Source organism: Hylemonella gracilis ATCC 19624, assembly GCF_000211835.1.
GTDB lineage: Bacteria > Pseudomonadota > Gammaproteobacteria > Burkholderiales > Burkholderiaceae_C > Hylemonella > Hylemonella gracilis.
Genome location: NZ_AEGR01000056.1, coordinates 67,796 through 86,030 on the forward strand (window position 1 = coordinate 67,796; position 18,235 = coordinate 86,030).

The following is an 18,235-nucleotide window of genomic DNA, read 5'->3' on the forward strand; positions in this document are numbered from 1 at the left end:
AGGTGTTAGGACACACGCTCAAGCAAGTGCCTCCCTCACTTCGTGAGCCCCAGTCTCGTGTTGACTGCACCAGACAGCGCCGCGTGAATCGCAGCATGCCAGTCTTCCTCTACAGCTGGGTCGGCAGGCCTTCCGTCCTGCAGCATCGACATCGAGCCAAGAAGAGCGCCGATGTCATCTGCCTTTGACCGCAGGTAGTGCGCTGCAAGGAACGAATACATCGCCAAGTAGGCTTGATTCTGTGTGAGTGCGTTCATGATTGCTACCTTGACCTGTGCGATCCATGGTCCGTCTGAAGCCCGCGGCCTAACACCTGAATCGCGCTGAGTTTGTTAGTTACTTTCGACCCGTTGCTGACGGTCAATGATTGGAAAAGCGGTCGCTCTAAGCCAGGATGCAATGGCAGCAGGGTCTAGTGAATGCACCAAGAAGACGTCGCGGGGGCAATCTGCGAACTAGCCTCGGTCGTCTACATCCTCTTATAGCAACCAGGCTCGGACGAATTCAATGCACCGCCCTGGGTAGGTGGGCAGACCTTGCCGTCGTAGGTAAAGCCCCTAGCCTTCATGCATAGAAGCATCCAGTTTCGGTAAGCTTGATCACGATCAGTCGGAGACCTGTTCTGTTCGAGAAAACGTGCTCCAGCGTCACCATACGCATCGATCGTGCATTGGGCTAGGTGTGCCTCAATGTGCATCTCGGCCGATGCAGTCTGTGCGCACAAGAAAACCTGAACGCCTAGAACAAGCGGCCTCCAAGACGTTATCGATTTCATCCATTGCTCCATATGCGATTTTTTGCGACCCTCAGGTTCAGGCAAACCAATACTGAAGTCAGTCCGCACTTGATGGCAAAGTCCGAACGATTTCATAGAGTCACCTGAACAGAACCTCGCTCTCCAATTTGGGGATGTATGGCCGCTTTCGCTGCGATCCTACCAACATCCGCTCCTGGCCGAACACGGTCTATTTGCCAGCTATGGGCAGCCCGTCTAGCATCGCCCCACCCGATAACAACAACGGAGACAAAACATGAGTTCCCTGATTCGGCAGCGCATCACGCTGCCCCTGCTGCTGGCCGCCGCACTCGTCGGCTGCGCACAAACCCACACCCCACCCACCAGCACCAGCGAAGCCGCACCCCAAGCCAGCCCCTGCCCCAAGGGCACGCCCGAAGGCGCGCGCTGCCTGCGCGGCCAGGACTCGGCCGGGTCGTTCTACCTGATCGTGGTCCCCGCGCAGTGGAACCAGATGTTGGTGGTGCATGCCCACGGCGGCCCGAGCCTGGGCGAGCCCAAGGCCAGCCGCGCAGATGAAGACATCGAGCGCTGGGCCATCACCGTGCGCGCGGGTTACGCCTGGGCGGGCTCCGTGTTCCGCCAGGGTGGCGTGGCGGTGCGCAGCGCGGCGGAGGACACGGAGCGCGTGCGGCGCATCTTCGTGCAGCACGTGGGCCAGCCCTCGCGCACGCTGCTGCACGGTCAATCCTGGGGCGCCAGCGTGGCGGCCAAGACGGCCGAGCTGTACGCGGGCCCGGGCATGCGCTCGCCTTATGACGCGGTGCTACTGAGCAGCGGTGTGCTGGCGGGCGGCACGCGGTCCTACGACTTCCGGCTGGACTTGCGCGTGGTCTATCAATACCTGTGCAACAACCACCCGCGCAGCGACGAGCCCCAATACCCGCTGTGGATGGGTCTGCCGGTGGACAGCAAGCTCACCCCCGCCGAACTGAACGCCCGCGTGGAAGACTGCCTGGCTACGCGCAAGTCCGCCGCGCAGCGCACGCCCGAGCAGGCGCGCAAGCTCAAGATGATCGTGGACGTGCTGAAGATTCCCGAGTCCTCGGTGGCGGGGCACCTGGCCTGGGCGACCTGGCATTTCCAGGACATCGTGCAGAACCGCACCCAGGGCCGCAACCCGTTCCGCAATGACCAGGTGCGCTATCAAGGCTCGGCCGATGATGCGGCGCTCAACGCCGCCGTGCTGCGCTACGCGGCGGACCCAGCCGCCGCGGCCCGCTTCTCCGAGGACGCGGACCTGACCGGCCGCATCGCCATTCCCGTGCTGACGGTGCACGGCATCGACGACCCGACCGCCTTCGTGGAGTTGGAAAGTGCCTTTCGCCAGACCATGGAACGCGCGGGCAACGGCGCGCGCCTGGTGCAGGTGTTCAGCGACCACAACACCCACAGCTACCTGAGCGACCCAACCTATGTGGCCCTGTTCGACGCCCTGAACCAGTGGGTGGAACGCGGCGTGAAGCCCACGCCAGCCAGCGTGGCCGAAGGCTGCAAACGCGCGGAAGCGACGTATGGCGCGGGCTGCAAGATTCGCGCGGACTACCAGCCCGCGCCGCTGGAAGCGCGCATGGCACCGCGCCAGTGAGCCCCACCGCATTGGAGGGTGCAGCGTTTCCGGGGCCTGGGCCCTGGGGGCGCTGCACCTCCGACATCACATCTGGCTCATGCCGCCATCGGCAATGATCTCCGTGCCGACGATGAAACCCGACTCCGGGGACGTCAGGTGCAGCACGGTGGCCGCGATTTCTTCCGGGGTACCAAAGCGGCCCAGCGGGATTTGCGTCTGGATACCGGCGGCCATGGCCTGCACTTGGTCGGGCGCCAGGCCCAGCTTGCCGTAGAGCGGCGTGCTCACCGGGCCAGGGCTGACCACGTTGACGCGCACGCCCTGGGGCAGCAACTCGGCCGACAAGGTCTTGGCCAGGGAAATCAGCGCGGCCTTACTGGCGGCGTAGACGCTGGAGTTCGGCATGCCGATGTGGGCGTTGATCGAACCATTGAGCACGATGGCACCGCCACGTGTCATGAGCGTGGACAGGCGCTGGATCAGGAAGAACGGGCCTTTGACGTTGGTGTCAAAGCTGCTGTCCCACAGCGCTTCGTCGATCTGCGCCAGGGGGCCGAACTTGGCCACGCCGGCGTTGATGAAGACGCCGTCGATAACGCCCATCTGCGCCTTCAACTCGGCCACCAGCGCGGCTTGGGCCGACACGTCGCCGGCTTCGCTGACCAGCGCGAGCGCGTTCGGGCCCAGTTCGGCCTTGACCCGGGCCAGGCCAGTGGCGTCGCGGCCGGTGATGGCCACGCGGGCGCCCTCGCGGGCAAAGGCGATGGCGGCGGCGGCGCCGATGCCGCTGCTGCCACCGGTGACGAGGATGTTCTTGCCTTCAAAGCGGTTCATGGTGTTTCCTTCGGTTGTTTCGTCGATGTCTGACGGGGTTTTCAGCCCAACTGCAGAGCTGATGGATGAAGTTTCTGCCGATCAATAGGTTCACAGACGCCATAATCCCGACGAACTCATGCGATTCCATCGAATATGTTGAGCTTGGACGATCTGCAACTGCTGGAAGCGGTACGCGCCACCGGCAGCCTGTCGCGCGCGGCCGACCGCCTGGGCAAGGCCGCGTCCACCGTCTCGCATGCGGCGCGTCAGCTCGAAGAGCGGCTGGACGCGCTGCTGTTCGACCGGGCGGGCTACCGCATCGCGTTGACGCCGGCCGGCCTGCTGCTGGTGGAGCAAGGCGCGCAGTTGCACGCGCAGGCACAGCGCCTCACCGAGCGCGTGAAGCAGGTGGCCAGCGGCTGGGAGTCCGAGTTGCGCATCTCCACCGACGAGTTGGCGAACATCGACGCGCTGCTGCCGCTCATAGCTGACTTTGATGCCCTGAACAGCGGCGTGCGCCTACGCTTCGGCCACGAGGTGCTGGGCGGCACCTGGGAGGCGCTGCTGGACCAGCGCGCCGACCTGGTGGTGGCCGCCACCAACGAGCCGCCCGCGATGGCTCACCTGCAATGGTTTGAGCTGACGCAACTGGCATGGGTGTTCGCCGTGTCACCGCGGCACCCGCTGACGCGGGAGAAGCAACCGCTGTCCACCGAGGCCATCGCGGCGCACCGCGCGGTGGTGGTGGCCGACACCTCGCGCCTGGGCTTGGCCCGCAACTACGGCGTGCAAACCCACCAGGAACGGCTGGCCATGCCCAGCATGCAAGGAAAGATCGCCGCCCAGGTGGCGGGCCTGGGCGTCGGCTGGCTGCCGCTGGAGAAGGTGCGCCCACACCTGGCGCAAGGCACGCTGGTGGCGCTAGAAACGCAGGACCCGCGCGAGCCGAACCAGCTCTTCGTGGGCTGGCACTCGCACCGCGCCGGCCCAGCGCTGAAGTGGTGGGTGGAGAAACTGCGCGACCCCCGGCTGGTGCCGCCCTTGCTACACCACTGAAACGCCGAGCAGACGACGCGGGTGCAGGCCCGTGGGCGTGCACCGCCCTTCGCGCGCGAGGCACTTACCTCAGCACATCCCGTATCGACGCGTCCTTCTCAAACTGCGCCTTGGCATAGGGACACAGCGGCACGATCTTGGTGTTGGTCTCGCGCGCCCAGACCACCAGCGCATCCAACAGCTTGCGCCCGATGCCTTGGCCCGCCAGGGAGGCATCGACTTCGGTGTGATCAATGATGATCAGCGAGGGGTTGGCCCGGCTGTAGGTCATTTCGGCGAGGTGGCCGCCCTCGGGGCGAGCGATGAAGAAGGCGCCCTTGGAGTCGGTTTCCTGGTGTTGGACGGTGTAGGTCATGGGCCCATTGTGCATGGCACGACACCGTCCACACCGATGCTTCACAAGGTTTGCGGCCAGGCCTTCAAGGTCTGCAGCGCGGCGCGCACCATCGCCTGGCGCTGCGGCAGATCTTGCAGTCGGTTGGGGGTGTCCATGTTCATCGCGAAGAACACCGGCCCCTCGGGCCATTCGACCCAGCCCACCCACCAGCCGATGCGCCCGGTCCAGCCGGTCTTGGCGCGCAATATCCAATCAGGCCCAGCCGCGCTGACCATCACGTCCTTGACCAAGCGCTGGTGCGCGACTTGGAAAGGCAACTCGTTCAAGTACAGCCGCTTCAAGAAAGCGAACTGTTCGACGGCCGAAATCGCCAGGTCGCCCTCCACCCAGAAAGGCTGGGCACCGCTGACCGCTGCGTTGCCGTAGTCCAGACGGCGCAGGTACTCAATCTCCTTCGCGGCGCCGAGTTCACGGGCGAAACGCTCGTAGACCCAGACGGTGGAGCTGCGCATGGCCGAGCGCAAGGTCTGGTCTTGGTTCCAGGCGGGCACGCTGCGCTGCACGCCGTCCCAGGGAATGACCTGGAACTCGTCACGCAACAGCCCGGCGTCCAAGGCGAACAGACTGTGCGGAATCTTGAAAGTCGACGCGGGCGAAAAACGCCGCTGGGTGCGCGCCCCATCGGCCACCCGCAGCGTCTGCGCGCCGCCGCGGGCATCGAGCACCGCGATGCAGCCCGACACACCGGCCTCCTTGAACTGGGCGGCCCAAGCGGGCATGTCTTGCGTGGTGGTTTGGGATTGCGCCAGCGGCAGCGTGCCGAGGGCGAGAGAAGCAAGGATGAAGTTACGGCGACGCATGCCGGAATTTTTACTTAGAAATGTGCTGAAGCTGTGTATGTTCTCGTCATTCACTCGTGCGCTGTAGATCGACGAGCAGCTCCAGCTTCTGCACTTCGCTCCAAGTCTCGCGTTTGAAGCTCTTGTGGAACGCGTCGATGGCAGCCGTTGATTCGAGGGCGGCGGTTGTTGCGCGGTCGAGAGAATCGGCACGCATGTAGTAGATCAGGTAATCCCCCAAGGGATTGGCATCCAGAAATACGGACTCAATCCAGACGGACTCCCTGGCAAGGGTCTCCAATGCTTCAGGTCGGCGAGCATTGATTTCGCAAGCCCAGGCACGAACTCTTTCAAGGCTGTTCGGCTTGAGTTTGACTTTGACGCAGATCACTTCCTTCATCAGCTATTCCCATTGCATGGCGGTCATGCGATCTTATGGCGACCCCCGCGGACTCGCTGAGCGATAACTTTCTTGCTCCAGATCAACACGACAGTGCAGGCGGCGAGCACAATGGCCTCGCCACCATGGCGCTGCAGCGCCGTAAAGGACCCCATGCGTCAATCAACGACTTCCCGGCTTGGCCTCGCACCGACATTTGCCGCTGCGCTGGCCTTATGCGTCGCAGCCACGCTGACCGGCTGTGCCGTTGAATGGCAGAACCCTGAGGCGGCGCGCCAACTGGCGCGGGAACAGCAGCCCCCGGGCTCGACTTACCTGGGCTGGCGGGTTTACCAGGATCGCTGCGCCAGTTGTCATGGCGCCGACGCCCGAGGCACGGCCAACGCACCCAATCTGCTGACGCGCCTGCAAACCCTGGGGCCGCGCCAGTTCGTGAGCCTGGTGCTCTACCGCTACGACAGCACGCTGCAAGGCCGACCCGCCATGGCACGCGATGCACGCGAAGCCCAGGTGGACAGCCTGATGACACGCCAAGGCCAGCCCCTGGCCATGCCAGCCTGGCAGGACGAGCCACGGGTGAACGCGCACATCCTCGATCTGCACGCCTACCTGGCCGCGCGCTCCGAAGGGCGGCTGGGTGCTGGCAAACCCGCCCCCTGAAAGGGGCTACGAGGACTCGCGGCGGGGCTTGCCGCGACTGGAAACCGCCTGAATCCAGTCCATGAAGGGGCTGGTTTCGCGATACCAGCCCCGGTAGACTGGGTCGCCGACGCTGCATCAGCATCGGCTGGTCCACCAAGGGAGCCCAGGGAATGCGCTTGTCAAGGCCTACTGACGCGGCCCCCACCGCGTCGCGCCACAGCGAATTGCCGCCGCTGAGCCTGGCCATCGGCGTGGCCTGCGCGCTGGGCTTGACGCTCATCTGGGCCATGACCTTGCAACGCATCGCCGACGAGCGTGAGCAGGCCGTCGCCGCGGCGATGGAGTCCAACGCCAACCTCGCCATCGCCTTTGAACAGCAGGTCTACCGCACCCTCAAAGCCGCGGAGCAAGTCGCCAGTTTCGCGCGGGAGCAATACCTCAACCACGGCGACACGCTGGACTTGCGGCGCTGGGAAACGCGCGGCGTGATCCGCGAGGCGATGTTCAACATCATCAGCATAGTCGATGCACGGGGCAGCATCGTGCGCAGCAGCCGCCTGCCGCTGAACGTCAACTACGCCGACCGTGAGTTCTTCATCGCGCAACGCGACATCACGCCCGACCTCGCGCACGATGTGCTCCATGTCAGCCAGCCGGTGCTGGGCCGGGTCACGAACCGCTGGCAGATTCCCATGTCACTGGGCATGTGGCGCGAGGATGGCCGCTTCGCCGGGGTCGTGGTCGTGTCGGTGGACCCGGCCAAGTTCACGGACTTCCATCGTCAGGCCAACCTGGGAGCGGGCGGCCTGCTGGAGCTGACCGGTCTGGACGGCACGGTGCGCGGGCGCAAGATCGACGAAGACCGCGGCTTTGGCATGGACGCCCACGATCTGCCCTGGTTCCAGCGGCGCGCCGTCGCGCAAGCCGGCAGCTTCGTGGACAACGGAAGCCTCGACGGCGTGCCCCGCGTCATCAGCTTTCGCACCATGGCGGACTACCCACTGATGGTGACCGTGGGCACGGCGTTCAAGAGCGAGTTGGCGCCCTCGCAAGCAAGACGCCATGGTTATTTGTGGCTGGCTGGCGGCGTCAGCGCGGGACTGATGCTGTTCACGGTGCTGCTGATGCTGGCCCTGTCGCGCCAGCGCGCCGCCGCCGAGGCCTTGCAGACCAGCGAGGCCTTGTTCCGCGCGACCTTCCACCAAGCGGCCATGGGCATCGTGCACCTCTCGCCCGAGGGCCGCATCCTGCTGGCCAACGAAAAGTTCCGCGCCATGCTCGGGTACGACATGGCCGAGTTGCGTGAACGCACGATCTTTGAAATCGGCGATCCGCAACGGCAGTTGGAGGCACGGCTGTACCTGCGCAAGCGCCTCTCGCTGGACAGCGCCGACGCCTTGCCCGAGATGGAGAAAACCTACCTGCGCAAGGATGGCGCCGTGCTGTGGGTCTGCGAAGCCTTGGGCGTGGTGCAGGACCGGCAAGGCCGGCCGGAGCGCGTGGTGGCGGTGGTGCAGGACATCACGGCGCGCAAGGCACTGGAAGCCCGGCTGTCACACGACGCCTTGCATGACACGCTGACCGGCCTGCCCAACCGCATGATGTTCCACGACCGCTTGTGTCAGGTGCTGGAATCGGCGCGGCGGCGCCAAGGCCTCGCGGCCGTGCTGTTCCTGGACCTGGATGGCTTCAAGGAGGTGAACGACACGCTGGGGCATGCGGCGGGTGACGAGTTGCTGAAGCAGGTGGCTCTACGCCTGGAAGAATGCATGCGCGCCGAAGACACGGTCGCGCGCATCGGCGGCGACGAATTCGGGGTGGTGCTGGCCAGCGTGGCGCAGGAGGGCGACTGCGAGCAGGTGGCCACCAAGATCCTGGACGCGCTGAGCCAGCCCTTCATGCTGGGGCAGCAGGAGGTGCGCATCTCGGCCAGCGTGGGCGGCGCCTTGTTCCCCCTGCATGGGCAGAGCATGGACAGCCTGCTGGCCCGCGCCGACACGGGGATGTACGCCGCCAAGCACGAGGGCAAGGGGCGCTTTTGCTGGGAGGACAAGGAAAGCCCGATCCAGCAGACGACTCACCCGACCAGACCAGTCCCGACCGGACCGGCTGACCCGGCTTAAGCGGAACCGACCCCGCCGCGCCCAATTTGACCCTTGGCGAGCAGCGGAAGACAACGAACTTTAAGATCGCCGACTTTCCCGGGATTTGCCGCGTTGGCGCGGCCGGCACCATGCGTCTTCGCCACCTGTTCCTGCTCATCAGCGCCTTGATGGCAGCGATCCTCATCACGCTGACGGTCAGCATCGTGCGCGGCGCCTGGTCTGATCTGCGTCAGGCGGAGTTGGGCTTGGAAGCCATGCGGCAAATGCGCACGCTGCTGATCGCCGCGGAATTGGCATCAGCGGAGCGCGGGCCGTCCAACGCCGTGATGGGCAGCCCCATCCCGAACGACCCCGAGGAAATGCCCTCGCTGCAAGCGGCGCGCGACCTCACCGACGAGGCGTACACCACGCTGCTCTCGGCGTTGGACACGCGAGACACGCCGGCCACGCGGGACATCAACATCATCGTGCGCAGAAGCCAGGCGCAGCTCAAACGCGCGCGGCAGGCCGTGGACCAGCGCGCCAGCCGACGCGGTCCGGCGCGTGATGGCGCGACGATGCGGGCGGCGATCCGTGAGATGTTCCTCGTGGTCGAACTGTTGTCCCCCGGCGCCGTGGCGCTGAACCGAACCGCCGAGCAGCACCTGCCGACCACGACCGATGCGCTGATCGCGGCGCATCAGTCCGCCTTGCTGCGTGAACTCGCGGGGCAACTTGGCTCCCACCTGATCGTTCCACTGGCCACCCAGCAGCGGATGACACGCGAGGAGAGCGTCACCATCGAACGCCTGCGCGGCCGCATCGAACAATTGCGTCTGCAGCTGTCGCTTAGCGGGTCGTCCATGCAGCCACGGCCCGAGGTGCGCGCGGCCGTCCAGGCCATGCTGGGAGATTACTTCGCCGTGGCCCTGCCCTTCGTCGACACTTTGACCCACGCCGAGCAAGAAAGCGGTCGTTACCCCGTGACACCGGCCGAATTCGCGCAGCGCTACGTGCCCAGCATGGGCGTCATCGCCACGCTGCGTGACACCCTGATGGAAGAAGCGATCGACGAGGCTGGGCGGGTCGTGCAACACGCGGGCGATGTGACCCTGTGGATCACCAGCAGCAGCGTGCTCATGCTCGTGCTGCTGGCCTTGATCTGGCGGCTGCTGCACCGCAGGGTGGTGCTGGCGCTGACCCAAACGACCGAGCTGATCGTGAAAATCGCCAGCGGGCAATTGGATGTGCAGGTACCGCCCACGCGCTGCCGGGACGAAGTCGGCGACATGCTGGGCGCCATCAGCGTGTTGCGCGACAACAGCGTGGCCCGCAAGGCCGCCGAGGACGCGATACGCGAAATGGCCTATTACGACCGCTTGACCGGCCTGCCCAATCGCCGCCTGCTCGAGGACCGCATGCAGCAGGTGCTGGCCAGCGCGCAACGGCGCCAGACTCGGGTCGCGGTGATGTTCATCGACCTGGACAAGTTCAAGCAGGTGAACGACCGGCACGGGCACGAGGCGGGCGACTGGCTGCTCAGCGAGGTGGCGAAGCGCATGCGCGGCGTGTTGCGTGAATCGGATACCGCCGCGCGCGTGGGCGGCGATGAGTTCGTGGTGCTGCTGCCAGACACCAACAGCCCCCAGGAAGCGACCTTGGTGGCAGAGAAAATCCGCCAGCAACTGGAACAGCCCTTCGTGAACCGCGAGGGGCGGGTGCTGGAAATTTCCTCCAGCATCGGCGTGGCGATGTACCCCGACCAGGCGGACAACCCACGCGACCTGCTGCACTGCGGCGACGAGGCGATGTACTGGGTGAAGAAGCACGGCCGCAACGCCGTCGCGGTGTTCGACACGGACGGCCCGCCCCACGCCCCCTGACACCGCGCCAGCCCCGAGCCTGGGGCACGCGCTCAGGCGGCGGCCAGCTGCCGCAGCGTGGTGAGCAAGGCCTCGGGGATCTTCAGCCCCTCGGCAAGCGCCCGCTCGGCTTTCCGCTCGCGTTGGTCGCCAGGCACGCGCACGCCTTCGTCGGCGCGCATGGCGGCGATCAGGGCTTCGATGCGCTCCGCGTAGGCCGTCGTGCCGGCCATGCTGCCGAGGTCGAAGACCAGGAAGAGCTGGCCCATGCGCAGGCGGTTGCCCTGCGGCTCGAAGAAGGTGTCCATCTCAGCACCGAAGCGCGAGCCCGTCAGCGTGACCACCAGCACCTCGATGATCAAGGCCAGGAGCGCCCCCTTGATGCCGCCGTTGGAGGAACCAAAGGGCAGCATGGAACCGCGCAGGCCGGCCTGCGCGTCGGTGGTCGGTTGACCGTGTTCGTCCAGCGCCCAGCCCAGCGGAATGGGCTCGCCTTTTTGCGCGGCCACCATGAGCTTGCCGCGCGCCACCTCGGACATGGCGAAGTCCATGACCATGGGCGGCTGGCGACGCCCGTCCTGGTCAGGGCGCGGAAACACCGCCGCCAGCGGGTTGGTGCCCATCAAGGGTCGCTTGCCGCCCACCACGGGCATGGCGGCCGGTGAATTGCTCATGGCAATGCCGATCAGGCCGGCGCGCGCCACGGGCTCCAGGTGCCAGGCCGCGGCGCCGAAGTGGTAGCTGTTGCAGATGCCGGCCACGGCCAAGCCTTGGGCACGGGCGCGGGTCATGGCTTCTTGCACGGCCAGCTCGCAAGCGGGAAACGACAAGCCGTCGGCCGCATCCACCAGCACGGTGGCGGGCTTGGACGCGAGCACACGGGGCTGTGCCTGACCATCGACGCGGCCGCTGCGCAGATGGGCGGCGTAAAAGGGGATGCGTGAGACCCCGTGCGTGGCCAGGCCCTGGGCGTCGGCGGCGACGAGGGCACGGGCGGTGGAACGGGCTTGTTGGGCGTTGGCGCCTGCCGCGCGCAGGGCTGATTCAGCCAGGGATTCGAGTTCGGCGTAAGAGATCACACCGCATCTTAACCAGGCGACATGGCGCCGAGTCAGGCGGCAGCGCGGGCTCAAGAACTGAAGGGCAGGCAGGGCGCATGAGGGGTCACTCGAAGCCGTCGGCACGGCGCTGCGCCGCCGCCTCGGGCGTGGCCAGCATCTCGATGAGCACGCGCGCGGCCAAGGCTTGCTCGGAACGCGAGGTGATGGCGGCGATGTAGACGGTCGCGAGCTCGAAGCTCTTGGGCAACACGCCCGCGCAGTGCACGCCGGGCGTGGCCAGGATCTCAGTCATGTGGGTGCAGACCAGCACGCCTCGGGCGTCGGCTGGCTCAGCCTCACACAGGGTCTGCAAGGCGGCACTGCCGTTGGCGAAGAAGCGCAGCTTGGACGCCAGCTCCGGCATCAAACCGAGGCGTTGGACCACCTGCATCAGGTGCGTGCCGGCACGGGTCTTGGCCGGATCGGCGAAATAGACGGCCCGCGCGGCAAGCAGCGCGGCCTTGAGCGCCTGCGGCGTCTCCACGCAGGGCACGGGCTCACCGGACCGCACGGCCACGCCCGTGCGCACCAGCCCCAGGGCTCGCGCGCTGTCGGGCAGGACACGGCCAGCGACGACGAGTTCCTCGATCAGCGCCTGGGTGAGGATGAGCACGTCACAGGCTTCGCCCGCGAGCAGGCGATCACGCATCAGGCCCACCGCGCCGAAACGGGCCTCGATCGTGCGTCCGGTCTGCCGTTGAAAATCCTCGCGCAGCTTTGCAATCAACCCCCTGGCCGCGCCGCCGCTCAGGACATGGAGTGCACCCATCGCGGGTCTCCTTCTGGGCTTGTTTGTTGTCGGTCGCAGCCATGCTAGTGCGGCTGCGCACGCGCCTCTCCGAGGACTATCCCTGAAAGGCCGCCTAGGGAAAGCGTGGGCCAGCGTTTCCCCGGGTTAAACCATCAGCGGTTCTTCCTGCATCGCCTCGATCTGCTCATGCAACACACGGGCCTGGCCTTGCCAGTAGTCCGAGCTACCGAACCAGGGAAAGTTGCGCGGGAAGGTGGGGTCGGCCCAGCGGCGCGCGAGCCAGGCACTGTAGTGAATGAGGCGCAAGGTGCGCAGGGGCTCGACCAAGGCCAGCTCGCGCCGGTCGAAGGGACGCATCTGTTCGTAGCCGTCGAGCAGGCAGGAGAGTTGACCGGAACGCTGCGCGCGGTCCCCCGAGAGCAGCATCCACAGGTCTTGCACGGCGGGCCCCATGCAGGCGTCGTCCAGGTCCACGAAGTGAGGACCGGGGGCCGTGGCCGTGGCCGTGACCGTGGTCGCCGTGGCGGATGAGGAGGCAGCGACGGCTTGTGCCGCGGGCTTGCGGCCCGATGACTCGGCGGACTCCAGCGGCGTCCAAAGCACATTGCCCGCGTGGCAATCACCATGCAGGCGGATCGGCGCGAGGTCGCGCAGGGGCTCGGTGTAGCGGGCTTGCACCAAGGCCAGAGCCTCTTCGCAAGCGCCTTGCCAGGCGGATTGCGCGTCCAGCGGGATCATGTCGCTGTCCAACAGCCAGCGCAGGGGCTCGAAGCCAAAGCGCTGCGCGTCGAGCACGGGACGGTGGGCGAAGGGTCTGCGCGCGCCCACCTCGTGCAGGCGCGCGAGGAAGCGGCCGATCCATTCCAGCACTTCGGCATCGTCCAGTTCAGGTGCGCGCCCGCCACGGCGCGGACTGACCGAGAAGAAAAAACGCGCCGCCGCGCCCCCATCGGCGACGGCATCCTTGCCGCCGTATTGGGCGCCATCCACTGCCGCGGCCGCCTCGCAGACATGCAGGCTGCGGCCCTGCAACAGCAGGGGCGCGACCACCGGCACCTCCGCCTCCGTCAGCTCGGCGGCGAAGGCGTGCTCTTCCAGGATTTGCGCCTCGCTCCAGCGGCCAGGCCGGTAGAACTTGGCGACGACGCTGCCCCCATCGTCCAGTCCCGCCAGATAGACGCGGTTTTCGTAAGAGCTGAGCGCCTGCAGTCGCCCATCGCAAGGCAGGCCCAGGCCGAGCAGCGCGTCCTGCACCACATCGGGGGTCAAGGCATCGTAGGGATGCGCGGAGGACAGAGAGACGCGGGCGGCATGGGACATGAGGCGACGATTGTCCGTCATCGCCTGCGCGGCGCGACGGTGCGGCCCTCCGACGTGGCCTTGCCCGCGGCCATGCGGGAACCTGCCGCCGCTGCATGACCGACGCCACTTGAAACACGGGGCGTGCACATATCCAGTGGCGCAAAGGGCGGAAAAGCAGGACCAAAGGCCCGCAGAGCCGGTGGTCTGGCGGGTTTCACCGAGGGTTTGTCAGGCTTTTTCTGACAAGAGAAACCGATGTACGCCGATTCAAGATCTTGGAGGCGGCCCCTAAAGTTCGCGCACGCAATCACAAAACCGAGATTCCTCTTTTTTTTGCGTCACAAGGAACCGCCATGCAAAGCAACCCGACCGCCCTCAATCCCTTCAGTCTGATGATGGAGCCCGAGGCCGTGATCCAGGCCATGGAACGCTCCACCGCCCTGCGCTCGCTGCGCCGCCACCAGCTGCGTCCCCTGGACAAGCCGCTGATTCCCTATTCCAGCACCCGCATCAACCCGATGCGCGACGTGCAGGACGAAGAACAAGCCGCCGTGCGCCAGGTGCGCCCGGACGCGATGGGCCTGGGCCACTGATCTTTCCCGCGCATCGGAACGGCTGAGCACGCGCCGCGTGGCTCGTTGACGCTGGCCGTGACCTGGCCTTTGCCAGGCTTCCGATCGATTCTTGCGTCACCGACACGGGAAGTCGGCATTTGCGTTTATCCTAGGCGGGCTTCGCTGCACTGACTTGCCCCGCCTGCCATGTCGCATTTTCCCGCCCGTCCCCCCGTCGAAGGTTATGCCGGCGATGTCTCGCCCGAACAGGCCTGGGCCTGGGTTCAGGGCGGCGAAGCCGTGCTGATCGACGTGCGCAGCGATGCTGAGCGCGAGTGGGTGGGGTATGTGCCGGGCGCCATCGGCCTGGCTTGGAAACAATGGCCTGGCATGGCCCTGAACCCCGCTTTTGACACAGAGCTGCAAGCCGCGGCGGCGTCCGCGCCGGGCAAGAAGCTGGTGCTGCTGTGCCGCAGCGGCGTGCGTTCCGTCGCGGCCGCGCGGCGTGCCACTGAACTCGGCCTGGCGGCTTACAACATCCTGGAAGGCTTCGAAGGCGATGCCGATGCCCAGGGACACCGAGGCCGCGTGGGCGGCTGGCGCTACCGGGGTCTGCCCTGGAAGCAGTACTGACGACCACGCCCCGGCATCACCTCACGGCCCGCCATGTCTTTTCTCGCCATCGACGTCGGCAACACGCGCCTCAAGTGGGCGCTGTTTGAGTCCGCTCAGCCTGGCGCGCGCGCGCTGGCCCAGGGCGCTGAGTTCCTCGATCACATCGACAAACTGGCCGAGACATCCTGGAGCCGCCTGCCCCCGCCCCAGACCATGCTGGGCTGCGTGGTCGCCAGCGACGCGGTCAAGCACCGCGTCGAGGCCCAGATGGAAGAGCTGTGGGACGTCTCGCCGCAGTGGGTGATCGCCAGCGCGCAGGAAGCGGGCCTGGTCAACGGTTACGACCACCCGGCCCGGCTCGGCCCCGACCGCTGGGTCGCGATGATCGGCGCCTGGCACCGCATGCGCGCCCTGCCTGGTGCCTCGACACAGTCCCGCCCCATCGTGCTGTCCATGGTGGGCACGGCGGTGACGGTGGAAGCCATCGACGCGAGCGGCAAGTTCCTGGGCGGCTACATCCTGCCGGGCCACGGCATCATGCTGCGCGCGCTGGAGTCGGGCACGGCCGGCCTGCATGTGCCCACCGGCGAGGTGCGCCCCTTCCCCACCAACACCAGCGACGCGCTGACCAGCGGCGGCACCTTCGCCATCGCGGGCGCGATGGACCGCATGGTGCAGCACGTGCGCGCGCATTGCGGCGTGGACCCCTGGTGCGTGATGACGGGCGGCGCGGGCTGGAAGATGGCGCCCAGCCTGGCCTCGCGCTTTGAGTTGATCGACAGCCTGATCTTCGATGGCCTACTGCAGATCGCGACCCACCGCGGCCTGGACCAGAAGACAGCGGCCGATGCGCCCCTGATCCAGCCGCGCTTCGCGCTGTGAGTCGTTGACGCTCTGAGGCGTTGATCTGGGGCGCCCGCGCCCCGTGACCGGTGCGGACGACTTCTGCCCTCAAGCCTTCTTCAGGAATTCCTCGACCAGGCGCACCCAGAAGGTCGCGCCCAAGGGGATCAGGTCGTCGTTGAAGTCGTAGCTCGGGTTGTGCAGGGTGCACGGCCCTTCGCCATGGCCGTGACCGCGGTGCGCGCCTTCGCCATTGCCGATGAAGGCATAGGCACCGGGCTTGGCCCGCAGCATGTAGGCGAAATCTTCCGCGCCCATGGTGGGCTCCTGCCGCAGCACGTTCGCCTCGCCCACGATGCTGGCCATCACTCGCCGGGCGAAGGCGACCTCGGCCTCGCTGTTGATGGTGGCGGGGTAGTTGCGCACGAACTCGAATTCACAGCTCGCGCCGAAGGCGGCGCAGGTGTGGTCCGCGCAGACTTTCATGCGGGCCTCGATCAGGTCCAGCACTTCGGGCCGGAAGGTGCGCACCGTGCCCTGCAGCTCGCAGCTGTCAGCGATCACGTTGGTGGCGTGGCCCGCGTGGATCATGGTCACCGAGATCACGCCCGCCTCGATGGGTTTGACGTTGCGGCTGATGATGGTCTGGAAGGCCTGCACCAGCTGCGCGGCCACGACCACCGGGTCCACCGTGTTGTAGGCCATGGCCGCGTGACCGCCCTTGCCCTTGACCACGATCTTGAATTCATTGGTGGAGGCCATCACCGGACCTGGACTGAGCGCGAAGCTGCCCGCCGGCAGGCCGGGCCAGTTGTGCATGCCAAACACCGCGTCTACCGGGAACTGATCGAACAAGCCGTCGCGGATCATGCGGTCGGCGCCAGCGCCCCCCTCTTCCGCGGGCTGGAAGATCAGGTGGACCGTGCCATCGAAGTTGCGGTTGAGCGCCAGGTGCTGGGCCGCCGCCAACAGCATGGCGGTGTGGCCATCGTGTCCGCAGGCGTGCATCTTGCCCGCGTGGCGGCTGGCGTGGGGGAAAGCGTTGATCTCCTGCACAGGCAGGGCGTCCATGTCGGCGCGCAGGCCGATGGCGCGCGAGGACGTGCCGTTGCGCACCGTGCCCACCACGCCCGTGCCGCCCAAGCCCCGGTGCACGGGGATGCCCCACTCGGCGAGCTTGGCCGCCACCAGGTCCGAGGTACGGAACTCTTCGTAGCTCAGCTCGGGATGGGCGTGAATGTCACGCCGGATGCCAGCGATGCCGGCGGCCTGCACGGCGATGGAGTCAATGAGTTTCATGGTGATCGGACCTCAGGGTGAGAGTCTAGTTCAGCGCCTGGGGGCTGTCACCCCAAGGGGCACACCTCAAGGGCGCGGGGTCTCAGGGCATGCCCTGGGGTCGGGCGGGGGTGACAACCCGCTGAATCCGCGAAAATCACCGCCCATGACTGACACGGACATCGGCGCGCTCAACAGCCAGGTGCTTTGGACCGTTCTGGCCCTGGCCCTGGTCTTCGGCGTCATCGCGCGACGCACCCGTTTCTGCACGCTGGGCGCCATTTCGGATGTCGTGGCGATGGGCGACTGGCAGCGGGCCCGGATGTGGGCCCTGGCCGTCGCGACCGCGATGGTGGGCTTCAACGCCATGGTGGCGCTGGGCTGGGTCGAGGCCCGCAACTCCCTCTATGCCGCACCTCGGCTGCTTTGGCTCTCCGCCCTGGTGGGTGGAGCCTTGTTTGGGCTGGGCATGAGCTTGGCCTCGGGCTGCGGCAGCCGCAACCTGGTGCGTCTGGGCGGCGGCAATCTCAAATCCCTGGTCGTGCTGTTGGTCTTGGCCATCAGCGCCTCGGCGACCTTGCGAGGCCTGACCGCGGTGCTGCGCGTTGAAACCGTCGACCGCGTGCGCATCGAGCTGCCCACGGGGCAAGACCTGCCCTCGCTGCTGGCCCTGCCGACAGGGTTGCCTGTGACGACGCTGGCGGCGGTGATCGGTGGCTTGCTCGCCTGCGCCCTGCTGGCCTGGGTGCTGCGCCAGCCGGAAGGACGCAGCGGCGAAACCTGGCTCGGCGGTCTGGGCATCGGGGCGGTGATCGCCGCCGTGTGGTGGGTGTCGGGACGGCTGGGCTATGTGCCCGAGGACCCGAACACGCTGGAGCCTGCCTTCCTGGCCACCAACTCGCGCCGCATGGAGTCCTTGTCGATGGTGGCGCCCGTGGCCTACGCGTTTGAATGGATTCAGTTCTTCAGCGACAAGTCCCGCGTGCTGACCGTGGGCATCGTGGCGGCCTTCGGCGTCGCGGCTGGCGCGCTGGCCGACGCGCTGGTGACGCGCGAATTCCGTTGGGAAGGCTTCCAGGGCGTCGAAGATTTGGGGCATCACCTGGTCGGCGCCACGCTGATGGGCGTGGGCGGGGTGACCGCGTTGGGTTGCACGGTAGGGCAAGGCATCAGCGGGGTGTCCACCCTGTCGCTGGGAAGTTTCCTGGCCGTGGGCGGCATCATCGCGGGCACCCTGCTGGGCTTGCGCTGGCAGCGCTGGCGCATTGAGCGCGGCGGATGAACTCCTCAATTGCACGCGTCCGCTGAGGGGCAGCTTGAGCGCGCACTGAGCGCGCCAGCTCAGCTCAGCTCAGCTCAGCTCAGCTCAGCTCAGCTCAGCTCGGGGCGG

The 18,235-nt window shown here is 66.7% G+C and carries 18 protein-coding genes; 9 read left to right on the top strand and 9 right to left on the bottom strand.

Annotated features, from left to right (window positions below; translation table 11 throughout):
* Positions 1 to 35 precede the first annotated feature (35 nt).
* A complete protein-coding gene (locus HGR_RS08710) occupies positions 36 to 257 on the bottom strand; it encodes a hypothetical protein (RefSeq protein ID WP_006297838.1) in 222 nt (73 codons plus the stop codon).
* A 774-nt stretch (positions 258 to 1,031) separates the two neighbouring features.
* Here HGR_RS08710 and HGR_RS08715 point away from each other — a divergent pair.
* Positions 1,032 to 2,384 carry a hypothetical protein gene (locus HGR_RS08715; RefSeq protein ID WP_006297839.1) on the top strand — a complete coding sequence of 451 codons (1,353 nt, stop codon included), beginning with the start codon at positions 1,032 to 1,034 and terminating at the stop codon, positions 2,382 to 2,384.
* A 66-nt stretch (positions 2,385 to 2,450) separates the two neighbouring features.
* Here HGR_RS08715 and HGR_RS08720 read toward each other — a convergent pair whose 3' ends face one another.
* A complete protein-coding gene (locus tag HGR_RS08720; RefSeq protein WP_006297840.1) occupies positions 2,451 to 3,200 on the bottom strand; it encodes an SDR family oxidoreductase in 750 nt (249 codons plus the stop codon).
* Positions 3,201 to 3,335: 135 nt separating this feature from the next.
* Between HGR_RS08720 and HGR_RS08725 the strand changes: the two genes are divergently transcribed.
* Positions 3,336 to 4,238 (top strand): LysR family transcriptional regulator, encoded by a 903-nt coding sequence (locus HGR_RS08725; protein ID WP_006297841.1) that lies wholly within the window; start codon positions 3,336 to 3,338, stop codon positions 4,236 to 4,238.
* 64 nt (positions 4,239 to 4,302) lie between these two features.
* Here HGR_RS08725 and HGR_RS08730 read toward each other — a convergent pair whose 3' ends face one another.
* Genes HGR_RS08730 through HGR_RS08740 form a run of 3 tightly spaced genes read right to left on the bottom strand, consistent with a single transcriptional unit; the run spans position 4,303 to position 5,814 of the window.
* The gene (locus tag HGR_RS08730) at positions 4,303 to 4,593 is read right to left on the bottom strand and encodes a GNAT family N-acetyltransferase (RefSeq protein ID WP_039853004.1); all 291 of its coding nucleotides are present in this window, start codon (positions 4,591 to 4,593) and stop codon (positions 4,303 to 4,305) included.
* Between the two features lie 41 nt (positions 4,594 to 4,634).
* On the bottom strand, positions 4,635 to 5,435 hold the full coding sequence (gene blaOXA / locus HGR_RS08735) for a class D beta-lactamase (RefSeq protein WP_006297843.1): 801 nt from the start codon (positions 5,433 to 5,435) through the stop codon (positions 4,635 to 4,637).
* 46 nt (positions 5,436 to 5,481) lie between these two features.
* On the bottom strand, positions 5,482 to 5,814 hold the full coding sequence (locus HGR_RS08740) for a DUF6176 family protein (RefSeq protein WP_006297844.1): 333 nt from the start codon (positions 5,812 to 5,814) through the stop codon (positions 5,482 to 5,484).
* A 153-nt stretch (positions 5,815 to 5,967) separates the two neighbouring features.
* Between HGR_RS08740 and HGR_RS08745 the strand changes: the two genes are divergently transcribed.
* From HGR_RS08745 to HGR_RS08755, 3 genes are all read left to right on the top strand, one after another.
* Positions 5,968 to 6,474, top strand: coding sequence for a cytochrome c (locus HGR_RS08745; protein ID WP_006297846.1), 507 nt, complete (start codon positions 5,968 to 5,970; stop codon positions 6,472 to 6,474).
* A 152-nt stretch (positions 6,475 to 6,626) separates the two neighbouring features.
* Positions 6,627 to 8,579 carry a sensor domain-containing diguanylate cyclase gene (locus HGR_RS08750; protein ID WP_006297847.1) on the top strand — a complete coding sequence of 651 codons (1,953 nt, stop codon included), beginning with the start codon at positions 6,627 to 6,629 and terminating at the stop codon, positions 8,577 to 8,579.
* Between the two features lie 110 nt (positions 8,580 to 8,689).
* Positions 8,690 to 10,423, top strand: a complete 1,734-nt coding sequence (locus HGR_RS08755) for a GGDEF domain-containing protein (RefSeq protein ID WP_006297848.1) — start codon at positions 8,690 to 8,692, stop codon at positions 10,421 to 10,423.
* Positions 10,424 to 10,455: 32 nt separating this feature from the next.
* Here HGR_RS08755 and HGR_RS08760 read toward each other — a convergent pair whose 3' ends face one another.
* From HGR_RS08760 to HGR_RS08770, 3 genes are all read right to left on the bottom strand, one after another.
* Positions 10,456 to 11,481: an Ldh family oxidoreductase gene (locus tag HGR_RS08760; RefSeq protein WP_006297849.1), complete on the bottom strand. Its 1,026-nt coding sequence runs from the start codon at positions 11,479 to 11,481 to the stop codon at positions 10,456 to 10,458.
* Between the two features lie 85 nt (positions 11,482 to 11,566).
* A complete protein-coding gene (locus HGR_RS08765) occupies positions 11,567 to 12,271 on the bottom strand; it encodes a molybdate ABC transporter substrate-binding protein (protein WP_006297850.1) in 705 nt (234 codons plus the stop codon).
* Positions 12,272 to 12,397: 126 nt separating this feature from the next.
* Entirely contained in the window at positions 12,398 to 13,573 is a 1,176-nt protein-coding gene (locus tag HGR_RS08770) for a serine/threonine protein kinase (protein ID WP_006297851.1), read from the bottom strand.
* A 335-nt stretch (positions 13,574 to 13,908) separates the two neighbouring features.
* On the opposite strand from HGR_RS08770, the gene HGR_RS08775 reads away from it, so the two are divergent.
* The 3 genes from HGR_RS08775 to HGR_RS08785 all read left to right on the top strand — a co-directional run bounded on the left by HGR_RS08775 (position 13,909) and on the right by HGR_RS08785 (position 15,606).
* A complete protein-coding gene (locus tag HGR_RS08775; protein WP_006297852.1) occupies positions 13,909 to 14,148 on the top strand; it encodes a hypothetical protein in 240 nt (79 codons plus the stop codon).
* Between the two features lie 168 nt (positions 14,149 to 14,316).
* The gene (locus tag HGR_RS08780; RefSeq protein ID WP_006297853.1) at positions 14,317 to 14,742 is read left to right on the top strand and encodes a rhodanese-like domain-containing protein; all 426 of its coding nucleotides are present in this window, start codon (positions 14,317 to 14,319) and stop codon (positions 14,740 to 14,742) included.
* Between the two features lie 33 nt (positions 14,743 to 14,775).
* Positions 14,776 to 15,606, top strand: a complete 831-nt coding sequence (locus HGR_RS08785; RefSeq protein WP_006297854.1) for a type III pantothenate kinase — start codon at positions 14,776 to 14,778, stop codon at positions 15,604 to 15,606.
* Between the two features lie 69 nt (positions 15,607 to 15,675).
* Here the strand turns inward: HGR_RS08785 and HGR_RS08790 are convergent, their stop codons facing one another.
* Positions 15,676 to 16,866, bottom strand: coding sequence for a M20 aminoacylase family protein (locus tag HGR_RS08790; RefSeq protein ID WP_006297855.1), 1,191 nt, complete (start codon positions 16,864 to 16,866; stop codon positions 15,676 to 15,678).
* A gap of 145 nt (positions 16,867 to 17,011) precedes the next feature.
* Between HGR_RS08790 and HGR_RS08795 the strand changes: the two genes are divergently transcribed.
* On the top strand, positions 17,012 to 18,127 hold the full coding sequence (locus HGR_RS08795) for a YeeE/YedE family protein (RefSeq protein WP_006297856.1): 1,116 nt from the start codon (positions 17,012 to 17,014) through the stop codon (positions 18,125 to 18,127).
* The last annotated feature ends 108 nt before the right edge of the window (positions 18,128 to 18,235 follow it).